This is a genomic window from Ruegeria intermedia, assembly GCF_900129345.1.
In the GTDB taxonomy this organism is placed as follows: Bacteria; Pseudomonadota; Alphaproteobacteria; order Rhodobacterales; family Rhodobacteraceae; genus Ruegeria; species Ruegeria intermedia.
Map to the genome: position 1 here is coordinate 166,470 of NZ_FQVK01000001.1, position 17,101 is coordinate 183,570.

Here is a 17,101-nt window from a genome sequence, read left to right on the forward strand (position 1 = left end):
CGCGCGGGCGCAGGGCGTCAGCCGGCTGCGGGCCTATTTCTGCAGCACATAGATTCCGGGCGCATCGGCCAGAGCCGGCCCCATCGGCGGTGGCGGCACCGGCGCCCCCGACCGGGCGTCCAGCCAGGCGACCCAGTCCAGCCACCACGACCCGTCTTTTCTGGGGGCCGAGGCCTGCCAGGTTTCAGGGTCGACATAGCGGTCGTCGTGCTTGGCCGTGGCAATCTGATAGCTACGCCCGGCATGTCCCGGCTCGGACACGATCCCGGTGTTGTGGCCCCCGGTGGTCAGCACGAATGTCAGCTCGGTGTCCAGGTACAGGTGCATCTTGTAGACCGACCGCCAGGGCGCGACGTGGTCCTTGACCGTTCCCACCGAAAAGACCGGCACGCGAATGTCGGACACCGAGATCGGCCGGCCATCCACCACGAACCGGCCCTCGGTCAGGTCGTTGTTCAGATACAGCTTGCGCAGGTATTCGGAATGCATCCGAAAGGGCATCCGGGTACCGTCGGCGTTCCAGGCCATCAGGTCGAACATCACCGGCGGGTCGCCCATCAGATAGCGATGCACCATCCGCGACCAGATCAGGTCGACCGAACGGATCATCTGGAACGCCCCCGACATCTGCGTCGTGTCCAGATAACCCTGGTCCCACATCATGTCCTCGAGGAAGGTGACCTGACTTTCGTTGATGAACAGCTGCAATTCCCCGGGTTCGGTAAAGTCGATCTGCGAGGCGAAAAACGTCAGCGAAGCAAACGGGTGCTGCCCATCGCGTTCCAGCGCCGCGGCGGCGATCGACAGCAGGGTTCCGCCCAGACAGTAGCCGACGCCGTGGATCTTTCGGTCGGGGGTGATGGACCGGACCGCGTCGATCGCATCCAGAACGCCCATTTTGCGATAGTCGTCCATCCCCAGGTCGCGATCTTCGGCGCCCGGGTTGCGCCAGGACACCATGAACACGGTATATCCCTGCGCGATCAGGAACTTGACCATCGAGTTGTGCGGCGACAGGTCGAGTATGTAGTATTTCATGATCCAGGCCGGAATGAACAGCACCGGCTCGGGCCGGACCTTGTCGGTTGTGGGCGTGTACTGGATCAGCTCGATCAGGTGGTTGCGATAGACCACCTTGCCCGGGGTTGCGGCCAGTTCGTGCCCGGGGCGGAACTCCTCGGCCCCGGCGGGGGGCATGCCGCCCTGCTGCCGTCTCAGATCGTCCAGCCAGGCCTGAAAGCCCCGAACCAGATTGGCCCCGGCCTCTTCGCGGGTTCGGGCCAGCACCTGCGGGTTGGTCAGCAGAAAGTTCGAGGGCGAAAATACGTCCAGCATCTGCCGGGTGGCGAATTCCACGACGTTTTCATGCGGTTTGGTGACCCCGCGCACGCCCGTGGTCGCATTGTGCCACCATTGCTGGTTCAGCAGAAAGGACTGGTGGATCAGGTTGTACGGCCATGTCTGCCAGGACGCGTCCGCGAATCTGCGGTCCTGCGGCAGCGGCTCGATGCACGGTTCGCAGGTTTGACCGGGTACGGCCGCCTTGGCGGCAAAACCCGACAGGCGCAGACCCTTGCGGATCGCCTTCTCCCACAACTGCACCTGTTTTCCGGGCGAGACCGCCAGATGGGTCGCCCAGTCCAGATAGGCCCCGGCCAGCGCCGCCGGTGACAGCCCCCCGGTGACCTTGGCCATCTGCGCCTTGACCGCCCGGTCCAGAACCGGGACCGCCGCGCTTGTCTGATCTTCGGCGGCGCAGGCCGGTGACCCCGGGGCGCTGGTGTCATTGCCGGGGCGGGCTGCCATGGATTTGATCGGACCGGTCCGCGGGTCGGCGTTTTTTGCCTCTTTGGCGGTCATGGCGGCACGCTCCTCTTTGCACCTGCAGCATCAATACTTATACCCGAAGATGGGTTTGTTGTTGATCGGGATCAATTCCCCGGAACCGGGACCTGGATATGACAGCGTCGGGCGGGTCGGGCTTTGCCTGCACGTCGCGTGTTCGGTGCGGATCGACCGAAATCGGCGGGGTTCGTCGGACCCCAGTCAGGAGATTGACCATGCGTATGAAGAAACTGGGCGCGCTGGCCATTGCACTGATCGCCGTCATGGGCGGGGCCTATCTATACTGGCAATACGCTCTGTCGCCGACGCTTCCGCAGGGCATCGCCGGGTCCAATGGCCGGCTCGAGGCGGAACGGATCGACGTGGCGTCGAAATATCCCGGGCGGGTGGCCGAGGTGCTGGTGACCGAAGGGCAATGGGTGCAGGCCGGCCAGATCCTTGCGCGGATGGATGCATCCGAGGTCGATGCCCAGCTGCTCGAGGCCGAAGCGGCCGTGGTTCAGGCCGAACAGCAGAAGTTGCAGGCCCAGGCCTTGCTGCGGCAGCGCCGGGCCGAACTGGACTTTGCCAAATCCGAATATGACCGGACCCGCAAGCTGGCCGACAAGGGGCATGTTTCGCAGGAACAGGTGGACCAGGCTCGGACCGTACTGGCCACGGCCGAGGCCGGCGTCGTGGCGGCCGAGGCCGGTATCGATCTGGCTGATGCGGCGATCAAATCGGCCCAGGCCACCGTCGCGCGGCTGCAAAGCATACGTTCGGACGCCGATCTGACTGCGCCCATCGACGGGCGTGTGCAGTACATTCTGGCTCATGCCGGCGAGGTCGTGGCCGCCGGCGGCCGGGTGGTGACCCTGACCGACCTGACCGATCTGTACATGAACATCTACCTGCCCGCGCGCGAGGCGGGTCTGCTGGCTCTGCAATCCGAGGCCCGGATCATCCTGGACCCTGTCCCCGACTATGTGATCCCCGCCACCGTGACCTTCGTTGCCAGCAAGGCCCAGTTCACCCCGAAATCGGTCGAAACCGCCGAAGAGCGCGATCAGCTGATGTTCCGGGTCAAGCTGTCCATTCCCGAACAGCTTGCCAATCGGTATCGCGACCGGGCCAAGGCCGGGGTTCTGGGCATGGGCTATGTGCGGCTGGACGAGACCGTGGACTGGCCCGAGTGGCTGCAGGTGAAGCTTCCGCAATGACACGGGATGCCGTCGCCAGCCTGACCGGAGTTTCGCACCGATACGGTGCGACTGCGGCCCTGAGCGACCTTTCGCTGGACATTCCGTCCGGCTGCATGGCCGGCCTGATCGGCCCTGACGGCGTCGGCAAGTCCACGTTGCTGGCGTTGGTTTCGGGGGTGCGCAAGCTGCAGGACGGCGGCATCACCGTTCTGGGCGGAGACATAACGGCCCCGGCGCATCGCCGGGTCTGCAGCCGCCGGATCGCCTATATGCCGCAAGGGCTGGGGCGCAACCTGTATCCCACCCTGTCGGTCTATGAAAATCTGGACTTTTTCGGCCAGCTGTTCGGCCAGTCGCGGGCGGAACGTCACGCCCGCATCATGACCCTGTTGCAGGCCACGGGGCTGGCGCCTTTTCCCGATCGGCCGGCCGGCAAGCTGTCGGGCGGCATGAAGCAGAAACTGTCGCTGTGTTCGGCGCTGATCCACGACCCGGATCTGGTGATCCTGGACGAGCCGACCACCGGCGTCGATCCCCTGTCACGCCGGCAGTTCTGGGACCTGATCGCGACGATCCGCGAAACCCGCCCCGGCATGAGCGTGCTGGTCTCCACCGCCTACATGGAAGAGGCCGAGCGGTTCGACTGGCTGGCCGCGATGAACGCCGGCCGCATCATCGCCACCGGGTCCCCGGACGAGATCCGCGCACGGACGGGCCAGCCGACGCTGGAACAGGCGTTCATCGACCTGCTGCCGGAAGCCGAACGCCGAAATCACCGGTCGGTCGAGGTGCCACCGCGCCCGGACCGGGACGGACCGCCCGCCATCGAGGCCCGCGGCCTGACCCGGCGGTTCGGCGATTTCACCGCCGTGGATCACGTCGATTTCCAGATCCGGCCGGGCGAGATCTTCGGGTTTCTCGGCTCGAACGGATGCGGCAAGACCACCACGATGAAGATGCTGACCGGGTTGCAGACCGCCAGCGAGGGCCAGGCCCTGCTGTTCGGCGAGCCGCTGGACCCCGACGACATGGCCACCCGACGGCGGGTGGGGTACATGTCGCAATCCTTTTCGCTGTATTCCGAACTGAGCGTTCGCCAGAACCTGGACCTGCATGCGCGGCTGTACCATCTGCCGCCGGATCGCCGGGACGAAAGGGTCGCGCAGATGCTGCAGGATTTCGACCTGCAGCCGCATGCCGACAAGCTGCCCGACGGCCTGCCGCTGGGCATCCGTCAGCGGCTGCAGCTGGCCGTCGCGGTTCTGCACGCGCCCGAGGTGCTTATTCTGGACGAACCGACATCGGGCGTCGATCCGGTGGCCCGCGACGGGTTCTGGCAGTACCTGATCCGCTTGTCCCGCGACGAGGGCGTGACGATTTTCGTGTCCACCCATTTCATGAACGAAGCGGAACGGTGCGACCGGATCTCGTTGATGCATGCGGGCCGGGTTCTGGCGGTCGGCGCCCCGTCCGAGCTGGTCCGGCAGCGCGGCGCGGCGACGCTGGAAGACGCCTTCGTGGGCTATCTGCAAGAGGCCGCCGGCCCCGATACGGCAAGCCCTGTGCAGCCGTCCGAAATGCCCCACCGCAACGGCGCCGCGTCGGACCGGTCGTTCGATCCGATGCGCCTGTGGGCTTTCGCGCGACGCGAAGCCATCGAGATTCTGCGCGATCCTCTGCGGCTGACCTTTGCGCTGCTGGGGCCGGTGATCCTGTTGCTGACCTTCGGCTATGGCATCTCGTTCGATGTCGAGGACCTGCCCTTTGCGGTTCTGGACCAGGATCAGAGTGCGGAAAGCCGCACCCTGACCGAGGCGTTCTCGGGGTCGCGATTTTTCGTCGAGCAGCCCCCCGTTGCAACACCGGCCGAACTGGCCACCCGGCTGCAAAGCGCCCGGATCGTTCTAGGCCTTGATATCCCGCCCGATTTCGGGCGGTCGCTGCTGAGTGGCGAAACCCCCGAAATCCGCGTGGACATCGACGGCGCCATGCCGTTTCGGGCGGAAACCGTGCGCGGTTACCTGCAGGGCGCCGGGGCCTCGTATCTGGCCGGGCTTGCCGCGCAAGGCCGGATCCCTGCGATGTCGGCCGCTCCGGTCTCGGTCGAGACGCGGTTCCGCTACAATCAGGCGTTCAAGAGCGTATTTGCGATGATCCCGTCTGTGATCATGCTGATGCTGGTGCTGATCCCGTCGATGATGTCGGCCATCGGGGTGGTGCGCGAAAAGGAAACCGGCTCGATCGCGAATTTCCGCTCGACGCCCGCGTCCCGGACCGAGTTCCTGTTGGGCAAGCAACTGCCCTATGCGGCGGTTGCGATGATCAGCTTCTTCAGCCTGGTCGCGGTGTCCTACGCTGTGTTCGGGGGCAGCATCAAAGGGTCGGTGTCGGCCCTTGTCGTCGGCAGCCTGCTGTATGTTCTGGCGACGACGGGCTTCGGAGTGCTGATTTCCACCTTCACCCGGACCCAGATCGCCGCAACCTTCGCCGCGGCCATCGTCTCGATCATCCCGGCCATCAACTTCTCGGGCCTGCTTGTGCCCGTGTCTTCGCTGTCCACGGGTGGGCAGCTGGCCGGGCGGCTGTTCCCGTCGGCCTGGTACGAGCAGATCAGCGTCGGCACCTTCGCCAAGGGGTTGGGTTTTGCCGATCTGTGGCCCAACCACCTGGTTCTGGCCGGGTTCTTCGTCCTGTTCGTCACCGCGTCGATTCTGTTGCTGAACAAGCAGGAGGCCTGAGATGCGCGCCTGGGTCCGAAACGTTCTGCTGCTGAGCCGGAAAGAGTTGAGAAGCCTGCGGGCCGATCCGGTGATGTTCGTCCTGATCTTCTATGTGTTCAGCGTCGCGGTCTATCTGGTGGCAACCGGCGTCCGGCTCGAGGTGACGAACGCATCGGTCGCCTATGTCGATCAGGACCGGTCGGCGCTGAGCCGGCAGATCGTCGGGGCGATCCTGCCCCCCAACTTCAAACCCCCCGAAGAGATCCGCGCCGACGCGGTGGACGCTGCGATGGATTCGGGCCGCTTTGTTTTCGTCCTGTCCTTTCCGCCATCTTTCGAAGCCGACGTCCTGCGCGGCCGCACCCCTGCCGTGCAACTGAACGTGGACGCAACCGCCATGGCGCAGGCCGGCAACGGGGCGGCCTTTCTGCAGCAGATCATCCGCGAGGAAACCGTCAGGTTCCTGACGGAGACGGGCAGCGACGTGCAGGCGCCCATGGATATGGTCGTGCGCATCCGGTTCAACCCGAACCTGAACGCCGTCTGGTTCTCGTCGGTCATGCAGATCATCAACAACATCTCGATCCTGTCGGTCCTGCTGACCGGCGCCGCGCTGATCCGCGAGCGCGAGCATGGAACCATCGAACATCTGCTGGTCATGCCCGTCACCCCGTCCGAGATCATGACAGCCAAGATCTGCGCCAACGGTCTGGCCATCATCGTGGCCGCCATCCTGTCGCTGTGGCTGGTGGTTCAGACGGCCCTGAACGTGCCGGTTGCGGGCTCGGTTCCGCTGTTCGTGCTGGGCGCCGTCATCTACCTGGCCTCGGTGACCGGGTTGGGCATCCTGCTGGCGACCTTCACGTCGTCGATGCCCCAGTTCGGCCTGCTGGCGCTGCCGGTGCTGATCGTGATGAACCTGCTGTCGGGCAGTACGACCCCGATGGAAAGCATGCCGGACTGGCTGCGCATGGCGATGCAGATGTCCCCCTCGACCCATTTCGTTGCCTTTGCCCAGGCCATCCTCTATCGCGGGGCCGGTCCTGCGATTGTCTGGCCGCAGATGGCGATCATGGCAGGTCTGGGGGCGGCTTTCTTCGCGCTGGCCCTGCGCCGGTTCCGACAGTCGATGGCCTCGGCCCGGTGACATGGTCCCGAACCGTCCTGCGGAATGGCCGAAACCGATGTGTCCCGCCGCGCGATCTGCCGAATGTCTCTGGGTCCAAAGAAGGATGGTGCCGCTGAAGGGACTCGAACCCCCGACCCCATCATTACGAATGACGTGCTCTACCAGCTGAGCTACAGCGGCATCCTTCTTGCGTCATGGGCCGTGATGGCCCTGCGGGTCCCTGCACCTTGTCCGACCGGGGCAATCGTGGCCGGACGCGTCGGTGGAGGCGACCTCGGGGCGTCCCTTAAACCAAGGCTTGCCGCCTTGCAAGAGCGATTGGCGGCCTGACCCGTGACCTTGGGTCGGTGGCGTGGCGCAATCGGCCCCTTGATGAAAGACGCCGGGATTCAGGCGCGTCGTTCGCCGATCGACGCCACACCCAGCACCGAGAGAACTTTGGCCTCGATATGCTCGGCGTTCATGCCCGCGACCGCGTACATGTCGGCGGGGCTGGCCTGGTCGATGAAAATGTCCGGCAATACCATCGAGCGGTATTTCAGGCCGCGGTCGAACACGCCCTCATCCGCCAGCAGCTGCGCCACGTGGCTGCCGAACCCGCCGATGGCGCCTTCCTCGATGGTGATCAGCGCTTCGTGGTTGGCGGCCAGGTCCAGGATCAGGTCGCGGTCCAGCGGCTTGGCGAACCGGGCGTCGGCGATGGTCGGCGTGATGCCGCGGGCGGCCAGAGATTCGGCGGCCTTCTGTACCTCGGCCAAGCGCGTGCCGAAGGACAGGATCGCCACCCGCGCCCCCGACTGGATCAGGCGACCCTTGCCGATTTCCAGAACCCGCCCGCGTTCGGGCAGATCGACGCCCACGCCCTCGCCCCGCGGATAGCGGAACGCGATCGGTCCGTCGTTGTGCGCGGCGGCGGTGGCGACCATGTGCACCAGCTCGGCCTCGTCGGCGGCGGCCATCACCACCATGCCCGGCAGGTTGGACAGGTAGGCGATGTCGAACGACCCGGCATGGGTCGCGCCATCGGCGCCCACCAGCCCCGCGCGGTCGATGGCAAAGCGCACCGGCAGGCGCTGGATCGCCACGTCGTGCACCACCTGGTCATAGCCGCGCTGCAAAAACGTGGAATACATCGCGCAGAACGGCTTCATCCCCCCCGCCGCCAGCGCGGCCGAGAAGGTGACCCCGTGCTGCTCGGCAATCGCCACGTCGAAACAGCGCGACGGGTAGCGTTCGGCGAACAGGTTCAGCCCGGTGCCGTCGGGCATCGCCGCGGTCACCGCCACGATCTTGTCGTCGCGGCTGGCCTCGTCCACCAGGGTCTTGCCGAAGACCGAGGTGTAGGACGGCGCGTTCGACGGCGCCTTCTGCTGCTTGCCGGTGACCACGTCGAACTTGGCGGTGGCATGGCCCTTGTCGCGGGCCTGCTCGGCCGGGGCATAGCCCTTGCCCTTTTTGGTCAGCGCGTGGATCAGGATCGGCCCGGTCGCCCGCGCCTTGACCGTGCGCAGCACCGGCAGCAATTGGTCCAGGTCATGCCCGTCGATCGGGCCGACATAGGAGAATCCCAGCTCTTCGAACAGCGTGCCGCCCACGGCCATGCCCTTGAGCATCTCCTTGGCGCGCTTGGCGCCTTCGCGGAACGGTTCGGGCAGCAGCGACACCGCCCCCTTGGCGGCGGCCTTCAGATCGTGGAACGGCTCTTCGGCATAGATGCGCGAAAGATAGTTCGACAGCGCACCCACGGGCGGGGCGATGCTCATCTCGTTGTCGTTCAGGATCACGATCAGGCGTTTTTTCAGGTGGCCGGCGTTGTTCATCGCCTCGAAGGCCATCCCGGCCGACATCGACCCGTCGCCGATCACCGCGATCGCGTCGCCCAGCCCCTCGGGCGTGACCCCGCCCAGGTCGCGCGCCACGGCAAAGCCCAGCGCCGCGCTGATCGAGGTTGAACTGTGCGCCGCGCCGAACGGGTCATAGGGGCTTTCGCTGCGTTTGGTGAACCCGCTGAGGCCGCCCTTCTGGCGCAGGGTGCGGATGCGGTCGCGCCGCTCGGTCAGGATCTTGTGGGGGTAGCACTGGTGCCCGACATCCCAGATGATCTTGTCGCGCGGCGTGTCGAACACCGCGTGCAGGGCCACGGTCAACTCGACCACGCCCAGCCCCGCGCCCAGATGCCCGCCGGTCACCGATACGGCCGAGATCGTCTCGGCCCGCAACTCGTGTGCCAGCTGATGCAGCTGCGCGTCCGAAAACTGCTTGAGATCCGCCGGGCGGTTCACAAGGTCCAGAAGCGGGGTGTTCGGACGGTCTGACATGGCATCCCTTACGGTTCAGCTTTCACGCGCAATAACGAAGCGGGCGGCTTCCTTCAAGGTTTCGGCCCGCTCTCCGTAACTGTCGAGCGCGGCGCAGGCTTCATCGACCAGCTCAGCCGCGCGCGCCTTCGCCGCATCCAGACCCAGCAGCGAAACGAAAGTTGCCTTGCCCGCCTCGGCATCCTTTTGCAGGCGCTTTCCCGCCTTTTGGGCATCGCCCTCGACATCCAAGATGTCGTCGGCGATCTGGAAAGCAAGACCCAGCGCCCGGGAATACTGACGCATGCGTTCGGGGTTTTCGCCGGCCAGCCGGGCTCCGGCACAGCCGGACCATTCGATCAAGGCCCCGGTCTTGCCGGCCTGAAGCCGGGTGATGTCCTCCAGCGAGAGCGGTTGCTGCGCCGTCTCGGCCGCAATGTCCAGCGCCTGCCCCAGCACCATGCCGCGCGCGCCCGCCGCCTGCGCCAGCGTCAGGGCCAGGTCGGCACGGATCTCGGCCGGCCCCACTTCGGGGCGGGCGCACAGCTCGAACGCCAGCGCCTGCAAAGCGTCGCCAGCCAGAACCGCGATGCCGTCGTTCCATTGCTTGTGCACGGTCGGACGACCGCGCCGCAGGTCATCATTGTCCATGCAGGGCAGATCGTCATGCACCAGGCTGTAGGCGTGCAGCGCCTCGATCCCGGTCGCGGGCCAGATCGCGCAGGTCTCGTCCATTCCGTGCAGCCGGGCGCTTTCCAGCACCAGGAATCCGCGCAGCCGCTTGCCGCCCTGCGTGGCATAGGCCATCGCGTGGGTGACATCGACATCGTCCAGCGCGCCAAGAACCAGATCGAACTGCGCCTGGATCAGCGCCGCATCCTGCACCAGCCTTTCGGAAAACATTACAGACCTTCGACAGGGGTCGTCCCGGTGGGCTGACCATCGGCATCCAGCGTGATGGCGGCCACTTTCTCCTCGGCGCGCTTCAGCTCGTCCTCGCAGCGTTTCTTCAGCTTGGCGCCGCGCTCGTACAGGGCGATCGACTGGTCCAGCGCCACGTCGCCGCGCTCCAGCTGGCCGACCACGGCCTCCAGCTCTTTCATCGCCTGTTCGAATGTCATCTGTTCAACGGGGGTCTCGGTCATCGGGCTGCCTTCATCAGTTCTTCAACATGGGCGCGTGTGGCCTCGGCCAGTGCGTTCAGATCATACCCGCCTTCCAAAGTCGAGACGATACGGCCCCCACATAATTCATCGGCGATCCGGCACAGCTGCGCGGTGATCCAGGCGAAATCGTCGGTGGACCAGTTCAGATTGGCCAGCGGATCGTCCTGATGGGCGTCGAATCCGGCCGAGATGATGATCAGCTCGGGCTTGAACGCGCGCAGCCGGGGAAAGGCCTGCGCCTCGTAGGCCGCGCGCATCTCGGCCCCGCCGGTGCCGGGGGCCAGCGGGATGTTCAAGATGGTGTCATGCGCCCCGGTTTCATCCGGCCGTCCCGAACCCGGCCACAGCGGCATCTGCTGGCTGGTGATCACCAGCGCGCGGGCCTCGTCCCAAAGCAGATCCTGCGTGCCATTGCCGTGATGCACGTCGAAATCCACCACCGCGATCCGATCCAGCCCGTGATGATCCAGCGCATGTTTCGCCGCCAGAGCGGCATTTCCGAACAGGCAGAACCCCATGGCGGTTTCCCGTTCGGCGTGATGGCCGGGCGGCCGAATGGCGCAAAACGCATTCGGCGCCTCACCGCCCAGCACCATGTCCACCGCCCGCACCACGGCCCCCGCCGCCCGATAGGCCGCATCGACCGAGCCGGGTGACATGAACGTATCCCCGTCGATTTGGCGAAATCCCTCGGTGGGGCGGCTGTCACGGATTTCGCGGATGTATCTCTCGGGATGGATGCGCAGCAGATCATCATCCGCCGCCAGCGGCGCGGTCACCCGCTGCAGGTCCAGCGGCTCCAGCGCATGCAGGATATGTTCCAGCCGGGCCACCCGCTCGGGGTGCCCTTCGGGGGTGACATGACCCAGACAGTCGGCATGCGTCAAAACAGCAGTCTTCATGAAACTCCCCCACTTCATCTGGCCAAAAATATCCTCGCCGAAGGCAAGAAAACGCCGCGCAGCGGCAAAATCAATCCGGCGCCAGCATATAGCCCGCGCCCCGAACCGTCTGCAGATAGCGCGGCTGCTTGGGGTCCTGCTCGATCTTGCGGCGCAGGCGCGTGATCTGCACGTCCACCGCACGTTCCTGCGCCTGCCCCTTGTCGCGCCCCAGTTCCTCGACCAGCTTCGACCGGCTGATCGGCTCGCCCGGCTGTGCCGAGAAGATCTTCATCAGCTGGCTTTCGGTGGCGGTCAGCCGCACCGGCTCTTCGCCCTGCCACATCTCGCCGCGTTCGATGTCATAGCGGATCGGCCCCAGATGCAGGATCTTGGTGGCGGTGTTCTGCGCGGTGGTTTCCGGCATCCGCCGCAGGATCGCGTTGATCCGCAGCAACAGTTCCTTGGGCTCGAACGGTTTGGCCAGGTAATCATCGGCCCCGGCTTCCAACCCGGCGATCCGGTGCTCGGTCTCGCCGCGTGCCGTCAGCAGCAGGATCGGCGTGTCATGCGTCTCGCGCAGGGCCCGGGTCAGGCTGACGCCATCCTCGCCCGGCATCATCACGTCCATCACGATCAGGTCGAAATCCAGCCCTGACAGGACCCGCCGCGCATGGGCGGCATCACGCGCCGCCGTCACCAGAAATCCGCTGCGCATCAAGAATTTCTTGAGCAGATCGCGGATACGTTCATCGTCATCGACGATCAGAAGGTGGGCGTCCACATCGCTCATGAAGTTGAATCCCGCAGTTTCACATAGGCCCGACGCATATCAGCATCCATCATCGCTTCAAGAACTTTGCGGAATCCGGCAACCGCCTCGGGGCCGGCATCCTTGTAGGCCGCGCGCATCCGGGCGCGCTGGGCGTCCGACAGCTGCGCTTCCAGCGCCTTGCCCTTTTCGGTCAGGTACAGGTGGCGTTCGCGCTTGTCGACGGTGCCGACCCGGCTCTCGACCAGGCCGTCGTCGATCAGCGTGCGCAGCACCCGGTTCAGCGACTGCTTGGTCACCCCCAGGATCGCCAGCAGGTTGTTCACCGTGGTGCCAGGCGCGCGGTTGATGAAATGGATCGCTCGGTGATGCGCCCGGCCATAGGCCATTTCGCTCAGTATGCGGTCGGGGTCGGCGGTAAAGCCGCGATAGGCGAAGAACATCGCCTCGATCCCCTGCCGAAGCTGTTCGTCCGTCAGAAACAACAGGCTTTCTCCGCCAAAGACCGGGGCGGGGCGGATCTCGGACATATCGGGCCTCATTCGTTACACGCCCCGACTTTAAGTCAGCGTTATTGACATTCCAAGGGCGGACAGGTATCGAATCGCAGTTTTTGCGCAATTTTGTGTCCGGGTCGGACCTAATTGACGCAACAATCGGAAATGTGGCCCGGGTCAGGAGGTTTCGGATGGCGGGATATGACGATCGTGACGGTGTCATCTGGATGGATGGCGAATTTGTGCCCTGGCGCGATGCCAAGGTGCATGTCCTGACCCATGCGATGCACTATGCCAGCTCGGTCTTCGAAGGCGAGCGCGCCTACAACGGCAAGATCTTCAAAAGCCGCGAACATTCCGAGCGGTTGATCAAATCGGCCGAGGCGCTGGACATGCCGATGCCCTACACGGTCGATCAGATCGAGGCCGCCAAGGCCGAAACGCTGGAAAAAAGCGGCCTCAAGGACGCATATGTGCGCGCGCTGGTCTGGCGCGGCTCGGGCGAGGACATGGGCGTGGCCTCGGCGCGCAACCCGGTGCGCATGGCCATCGCGGTCTGGCCCTGGGGCGCCTATTACGGTGACGCCAAGATGCAGGGCGCCAAGCTGGACATCGCTGAATGGAAACGGCCCAGCCCGGAAACCATCCCGGTCCATGCCAAGGCGGCGGGGCTGTACATGATCTGCACCATCTCCAAGCACAAGGCCGAGGCCAAGGGCTGTTCGGATGCCTTGTTCATGGATTACCGCGGTTATGTGGCCGAGGCGACCGGTGCCAACGTGTTCTTCGTCAAGGATGGCGAGGTGCATACGCCGCTGGCCGACTGCTTCCTGAACGGGATCACCCGCCAGACGGTGATCCAGATGCTGAAAGACAAAGGCATCACCGTCCACGAACGCTACATCCTGCCCGAGGAGATGGCCGATTTCGAACAGTGCTGGCTGACCGGCACCGCGGCCGAGGTTACGCCGGTGGGCCAGATCGGAGAGTATACTTTCGAGGTCGGCGACCTGACCCGCGAGATCGCCAACGATTACGAACAGCTGGTCCGCAGCTGATCCGACATCCGCGCGGGCGGTGGCCGACCGGCCTTGCCGCCCGTCCGGGGTTTGTTGCAGATCGTCCGCTGCGCTGGACGGTCGGGTGCGAATCCGTATCCTTGGCGCATGTTGGACCTGCTCAGCGATATCCTGACGCGCCTGTCCCTGCGGGGTACCCTGTATTTCCGCACCTCGTTCACGCCGCCCTTCGGCGTGCAGGTGCCTGCATTCGAAAACGTCGCCCGGTTTCACTTCGTCCAGCGCGGAGAGCTGAAGGTGCATGTGTCCACCACCGGCGAGACCCTGCGGTTGCGGCAGGGGGATCTGATCCTGATCCCGCACGGAGCCGCGCATGCGCTGCTGTGCAACGAGGTCCGGCCCGTGGATGCTCTGCCGCTGGAGCAGGTCCTGGACCGGGCCGGCTACAAAGGTGACGGTGTGCTGGTCTATGGCGGAGCCGAGCAGGACCGCGACACGCAACTGATCTGCGGGCATTTCTCGTTTGCCGGTCCGGCCGGGCGGCGCGGCACCGGGCATATGCTGATCGACCGTCTGCCGCCCTATATCCTGATCGAGAATTACGGCGAATCCGCCGGGGCCTGGATCGAGGCGACGCTGCGGATGATCGAATCCGAGGTTGCGGGCGCCCGGATCGGCGGGGACCTGATCGCGCTGAAACTGTCCGAGGTTCTGTTCGCCCAGGCGATCCGCGCCTATCTGAAACATCAAAGCCCCACCGATGCGGCCCTGTCGGGCTTCGCCGATCCACGTATCTCGCGCGCGCTGGGCGCCTTCCACCGCGACCCGGCCCGCGAGTGGAGCGTGGCATCGCTGGCGCGTGAAGCCGGCATGTCGCGCACGACCTTCGCGCAGCTGTTCACCCAGAAGATGGGCGCCACGCCCATGCAATACCTGACCGACTGGCGTATGCAGATCGCCTGCCACGGACTGATCGAAAGCCGCTGGAACGTGGCCGACGCGGCGGCTCAGGTCGGTTATGCCTCCGAGGCGGCGTTTTCGCGGGTTTTCAAGAAGCAGATCGGTCTGTCTCCGGCCGCCTACAGGGCGATGCACTGATCCGGCGAACTGGCGGACGATCTGCAAGATATTTCAAACGATCTGGGCTGCTGCGTTCGGGCTGGCGAACATATCCTTGATCCATCGTCAATCAAGGAAAGGAAACTTCATGTCTCTGCGTTTCGTTACCCGCACCATTCATGCCTATCTGGACTACCCGGTTGCCCTGGCCCTGATGGGGTTGCCATTTCTTCTGGGACTGGGCGCGTCGAACCCGATTGCGCTGTGGCTGTCGGTGGCCACCGGCGTGGCGGCTTTCGTGCTGACGGTGCTGACGGATCATCACCTGGGCGTCTGGCGCGTGCTGCCCTACAGGTTTCACCTGGCCGTCGATCTGCTGGTGGGGCTCACCTTCCTGTTCGCGCCCAGCCTGTTCGGCTTCACCGGTCTGGATGCGGTCTACTACTGGCTGAATGGCGCCGCTGTGGTGGCCGTAATCTCGCTCAGCGCGCCTGACCAGACAGCCACCGCCTGACCCCTTGCTCCGGCCATTTGGCCGGGGCGAATTTTGGTCTTGAAAAGTCCGACAGAAACTGTCAGTTTTAGCCCAACGCCAGATACCCCGGTATCAAGCCTTTGATTCCGAGACGGCCTGCACGCCAAGCCGTACACCCGCGAGGGCGCGCCACCGTCTCGGAAACGATCTCGGAAAGGCTCCGCGATGCGCGACCCGATACTTGAACTTCTGTCCAGTTCAGACCTGCCCCTTGGCAGCGGGTGCTGCGCCGATGGCGACCTGGTGGCCTACCTGGACTGCAAATGCCAGGACGGACGCTGTGACCGGGCGGCCGGGGTCGCGGACGCCCGGATCGCCACTGTCCCACAGAGCACGCCGGCGGCACCGGCAAGTGGTGCCGTCCCGCGTTGACCGATCAGAAATCGACGCCGCGCTGGGCCTTGATGCCGGCCTGGAACGGGTGCTTCTCCTCGGTCATTTCGGTGACCAGATCGGCATAGTCGCGCAGCGCCTGCGGCGCGTCGCGGCCGGTCAGGAACACGCTGGTCCGGTCCGAGCGGGCCTTCAGCCCCTCGATCACCGCGTCCACCGACAGATATTCATAGCGTAGGGCGATGTTGATCTCGTCCAGCACCACAAGGTCATAGTCGCCGCTGGACATCAGGTCGCGCGCCTTGTCGAAGGCGGCGGTGGCGGCGGCGATGTCGCGCTCGCGGTCCTGGGTGTCCCAGGTGAAGCCTTCGCCCATCGTGTGCCAGGTGACCAGATCGCGCTCTTCGAAGAACCGCCGCTCGCCGGTCTTCCATTTGCCCTTGATGAACTGCACCACGGCGACCTTGTGGCCCCAGCCCAATGCGCGGATCACCACGCCGAACGCGGCCGAGGATTTGCCCTTGCCCTTGCCGGTGTTGATCAGCACCAGCCCGCGGCCGGGATCCACGGCCTCGGACACTTTCTTGCGGTGCTGGGCCTGCACCTGTTGCATCTTCTGTTTGTGGTCCCGTGCGTCGCTCATGGCAAAACCTCGTTGATTGTCCGCGCCACCCTAGGCGATGGGCGCGAAAGGTAAAGTCAGGGTTTGTGATCGGTCAGCGACCGCGCCTTGCCGCGTTCCAGACCCAGCTGGTGTTCGCGCCAGATCACCACCGCATTGCCGGCGATCACCAGCGCCGCCCCCAGCAGGATCGCCAGGGTCGGCAGCTCGTCGAACCAGACATAGCCGATGAAGATCGCAAACAGCATCGACGTATAGTCATAGGGCGCCAGCATCGAGGCCTGCCCGAACCGGTAGGACGAGGTCACCAGAATCTGCGCAACGCCGCCGATCAACCCCATCGTGATCAGGATCAGCAGCTGGTTCAGGGTCGGCATGGTCCAGCCCCAGAACACGGTCAGCGCTGACAGCAGCGTGGCGGTCATCGAGAAATAGAAGACGATCGCGGCGGGGTGATCGACCTGCACCAGTTGCCGGATGTGGATCTGTACAAAGCCACGGGCCACGGTCGCGCCCAGCACGCACAGCGCGCCGATCGTGGCGCCGGTGCCCAGATCGGCCGAGCCCAGCCGGGGCCAGATCATGATCAGCACACCCAGCAGCCCGATCGCCACCGCGCCGATGCGGATCAGGCGGATGCGCTCGCCCAGCAGCAGCGCCGCAAGAATCAGGGTGAAGATCGGGGTGGCATAGCCGATCGCCGTGACCTCGGGCAGGGGCAGCAGGCTGAGCCCGGTGAAGGTCAGGCCCATGGCGGTGGTGCCCAGCACTCCGCGCCAGAAATGGCCCATGGGTTTCCTGACGACGAAGCCCTGCGCCAGTTCCCCGCGCGAGATCAGCCAGGCCACGATCACCGGCACCGCGAAAAGCGAACGGAAAAACACCATCTGGCCCGGCGGGAAATCGGCCGACAGCGCCTTGACCAGCGCCGACATCGCCGTGAACAGGAACAGCGCGCTGAGTTTCAGCGTCACGGCCAGCACGGGGCGATGAGAGGTCAGGGATTGGGCCATCGGCGCGACCCTGCGCCTTTGCGCGGCAAAGA

Annotated in this window: 15 protein-coding genes and 1 tRNA gene; 6 read left to right on the forward strand and 10 right to left on the reverse strand. The window is 65.1% G+C overall.

Annotated elements, in window-relative coordinates:
- Positions 1 to 33: 33 nt before the first annotated feature.
- Positions 34 to 1,860, reverse strand: coding sequence for a PHA/PHB synthase family protein (locus F3H26_RS00760; protein WP_149774155.1), 1,827 nt, complete (start codon positions 1,858 to 1,860; stop codon positions 34 to 36).
- Between the two features lie 200 nt (positions 1,861 to 2,060).
- Here F3H26_RS00760 and F3H26_RS00765 point away from each other — a divergent pair, with 200 nt between their 5' ends.
- The 3 genes from F3H26_RS00765 to F3H26_RS00775 are packed head-to-tail and all read left to right on the forward strand — an operon-like array spanning position 2,061 to position 6,893.
- On the forward strand, positions 2,061 to 3,044 hold the full coding sequence (locus F3H26_RS00765) for an HlyD family secretion protein (protein ID WP_149774156.1): 984 nt from the start codon (positions 2,061 to 2,063) through the stop codon (positions 3,042 to 3,044).
- A complete protein-coding gene (rbbA, locus tag F3H26_RS00770; protein WP_149774157.1) occupies positions 3,041 to 5,764 on the forward strand; it encodes a ribosome-associated ATPase/putative transporter RbbA in 2,724 nt (907 codons plus the stop codon). Before F3H26_RS00765 ends, rbbA begins: the two co-directional genes overlap by 4 nt.
- 1 nt (position 5,765) lies before the next feature.
- Complete coding sequence (locus F3H26_RS00775) at positions 5,766 to 6,893, forward strand: ABC transporter permease (RefSeq protein ID WP_149774158.1); 1,128 nt, start codon at positions 5,766 to 5,768, stop codon at positions 6,891 to 6,893.
- Positions 6,894 to 6,979: 86 nt separating this feature from the next.
- Here F3H26_RS00775 and F3H26_RS00780 read toward each other — a convergent pair.
- From F3H26_RS00780 to F3H26_RS00810, 7 genes are all read right to left on the reverse strand, one after another.
- Positions 6,980 to 7,055, reverse strand: a tRNA-Thr gene (locus F3H26_RS00780).
- A gap of 209 nt (positions 7,056 to 7,264) precedes the next feature.
- Positions 7,265 to 9,193, reverse strand: coding sequence for a 1-deoxy-D-xylulose-5-phosphate synthase (gene dxs / locus F3H26_RS00785; RefSeq protein ID WP_149774159.1), 1,929 nt, complete (start codon positions 9,191 to 9,193; stop codon positions 7,265 to 7,267).
- A 15-nt stretch (positions 9,194 to 9,208) separates the two neighbouring features.
- A complete protein-coding gene (locus tag F3H26_RS00790; RefSeq protein ID WP_149774160.1) occupies positions 9,209 to 10,075 on the reverse strand; it encodes a polyprenyl synthetase family protein in 867 nt (288 codons plus the stop codon).
- Positions 10,075 to 10,317 (reverse strand): exodeoxyribonuclease VII small subunit, encoded by a 243-nt coding sequence (locus F3H26_RS00795; RefSeq protein WP_005979588.1) that lies wholly within the window; start codon positions 10,315 to 10,317, stop codon positions 10,075 to 10,077. Before F3H26_RS00795 ends, F3H26_RS00790 begins: the two co-directional genes overlap by 1 nt.
- A complete protein-coding gene (locus F3H26_RS00800; protein WP_149774161.1) occupies positions 10,314 to 11,240 on the reverse strand; it encodes a histone deacetylase family protein in 927 nt (308 codons plus the stop codon). The genes F3H26_RS00795 and F3H26_RS00800 overlap by 4 nt, the downstream gene beginning before the upstream one ends.
- Before the next feature lie 70 nt (positions 11,241 to 11,310).
- Entirely contained in the window at positions 11,311 to 12,012 is a 702-nt protein-coding gene (locus F3H26_RS00805; RefSeq protein WP_149774162.1) for a response regulator, read from the reverse strand.
- Positions 12,009 to 12,521 (reverse strand): MarR family winged helix-turn-helix transcriptional regulator, encoded by a 513-nt coding sequence (locus F3H26_RS00810; RefSeq protein WP_149774163.1) that lies wholly within the window; start codon positions 12,519 to 12,521, stop codon positions 12,009 to 12,011. Before F3H26_RS00810 ends, F3H26_RS00805 begins: the two co-directional genes overlap by 4 nt.
- A gap of 158 nt (positions 12,522 to 12,679) precedes the next feature.
- Between F3H26_RS00810 and F3H26_RS00815 the strand changes: the two genes are divergently transcribed.
- The 3 genes from F3H26_RS00815 (at position 12,680) to F3H26_RS00825 (ending at position 15,080) form a co-directional block, all read left to right on the forward strand.
- Positions 12,680 to 13,546: a branched-chain amino acid aminotransferase gene (locus tag F3H26_RS00815; protein WP_149774164.1), complete on the forward strand. Its 867-nt coding sequence runs from the start codon at positions 12,680 to 12,682 to the stop codon at positions 13,544 to 13,546.
- 108 nt (positions 13,547 to 13,654) lie between these two features.
- A complete protein-coding gene (locus tag F3H26_RS00820) occupies positions 13,655 to 14,605 on the forward strand; it encodes an AraC family transcriptional regulator (protein WP_149774165.1) in 951 nt (316 codons plus the stop codon).
- A gap of 109 nt (positions 14,606 to 14,714) precedes the next feature.
- Positions 14,715 to 15,080 (forward strand): hypothetical protein, encoded by a 366-nt coding sequence (locus F3H26_RS00825; RefSeq protein ID WP_149774166.1) that lies wholly within the window; start codon positions 14,715 to 14,717, stop codon positions 15,078 to 15,080.
- A 397-nt stretch (positions 15,081 to 15,477) separates the two neighbouring features.
- Here the strand turns inward: F3H26_RS00825 and cobO are convergent, their stop codons facing one another.
- Complete coding sequence (gene cobO, locus F3H26_RS00830; RefSeq protein WP_149774167.1) at positions 15,478 to 16,077, reverse strand: cob(I)yrinic acid a,c-diamide adenosyltransferase; 600 nt, start codon at positions 16,075 to 16,077, stop codon at positions 15,478 to 15,480.
- A 56-nt stretch (positions 16,078 to 16,133) separates the two neighbouring features.
- Entirely contained in the window at positions 16,134 to 17,069 is a 936-nt protein-coding gene (locus F3H26_RS00835; RefSeq protein ID WP_149774168.1) for a DMT family transporter, read from the reverse strand.
- Positions 17,070 to 17,101: the final 32 nt, after the last annotated feature.